Here is an 858-nt window from a genome sequence, read left to right on the forward strand (position 1 = left end):
TGCTCCACCCCGCGATAATAATATTCAAGTAACATAAGAAGTAAAAATGGAGGAGGTAGAGGGATTCGAACCCCCGCGGGTTTTGACACCCCTGTCGGTTTTCAAGACCGATCCCTTCAGCCGAACTTGGGTATACCTCCGTGCGTTGATAAGCAATACTGGTGGACCTTGCAGGACTCGAACCTGCGACCGGACGGTTATGAGCCGTCTGCTCTAACCAACTGAGCTAAAGGTCCTTTGGATGGCGGCAGAGGGGATCGAACCCCCGACCTCACGGGTATGAACCGTACGCTCTAGCCAGCTGAGCTACGCCGCCAAGAAATGGATTGTAATGATTTTGGTGGAGCCTAGCGGGATCGAACCGCTGACCTCCTGCGTGCAAGGCAGGCGCTCTCCCAGCTGAGCTAAGGCCCCTCTTTAAAAGATGGTCGGGAAGACAGGATTCGAACCTGCGACCCCTTGGTCCCAAACCAAGTGCTCTACCAAGCTGAGCTACTTCCCGAGTCTAAATATAACGTTTATAAAAAATGGCGCGCCCGGCAGAAGTCGAATCCACAACCTTCTGATCCGTAGTCAGACGCTCTATCCAATTGAGCTACGGGCGCATATATAATACCTATAAGTCATGCGTAGTGAATTACAGTGGAGCGGAAGACGGGATTCGAACCCGCGACCCCGACCTTGGCAAGGTCGTATTCTACCACTGAACTACTTCCGCATATGTGATGCGGGTGAAGGGACTTGAACCCCCACGCCCGAAGGCACTAGATCCTAAGTCTAGCGCGTCTGCCAATTCCGCCACACCCGCATATTATTGTAGTTCTATAAACATTTTAAATAAATGGTGAGCCATGCAGG

8 tRNA genes are annotated in these 858 nt (G+C 51.9%); all 8 read right to left on the bottom strand.

From position 1 onward, the window contains the following. Positions 1–47: 47 nt before the first annotated feature. The 8 genes from RL70_RS17090 to RL70_RS17125 all read right to left on the bottom strand — a co-directional run bounded on the left by RL70_RS17090 (position 48) and on the right by RL70_RS17125 (position 808). Positions 48–140 (bottom strand) — tRNA-Ser (locus tag RL70_RS17090). A gap of 19 nt (positions 141–159) precedes the next feature. After that, a tRNA-Ile gene (locus RL70_RS17095) sits at positions 160–236 on the bottom strand. Between the two features lie 6 nt (positions 237–242). Beyond that, positions 243–316 (bottom strand) — tRNA-Met (locus RL70_RS17100). Between the two features lie 22 nt (positions 317–338). Next, positions 339–414, bottom strand: a tRNA-Ala gene (locus RL70_RS17105). Between the two features lie 11 nt (positions 415–425). Beyond that, a tRNA-Pro gene (locus RL70_RS17110) sits at positions 426–502 on the bottom strand. A gap of 26 nt (positions 503–528) precedes the next feature. After that, positions 529–605 (bottom strand) — tRNA-Arg (locus RL70_RS17115). Positions 606–643: 38 nt separating this feature from the next. Next, a tRNA-Gly gene (locus tag RL70_RS17120) sits at positions 644–718 on the bottom strand. A gap of 8 nt (positions 719–726) precedes the next feature. Next, positions 727–808: transfer RNA gene (locus RL70_RS17125), tRNA-Leu, on the bottom strand. Between the last annotated feature and the right edge of the window lie 50 nt (positions 809–858).

This window comes from Sporosarcina sp. ZBG7A, from assembly GCF_000813425.1.
Classification (GTDB): domain Bacteria; phylum Bacillota; class Bacilli; order Bacillales_A; family Planococcaceae; genus Sporosarcina.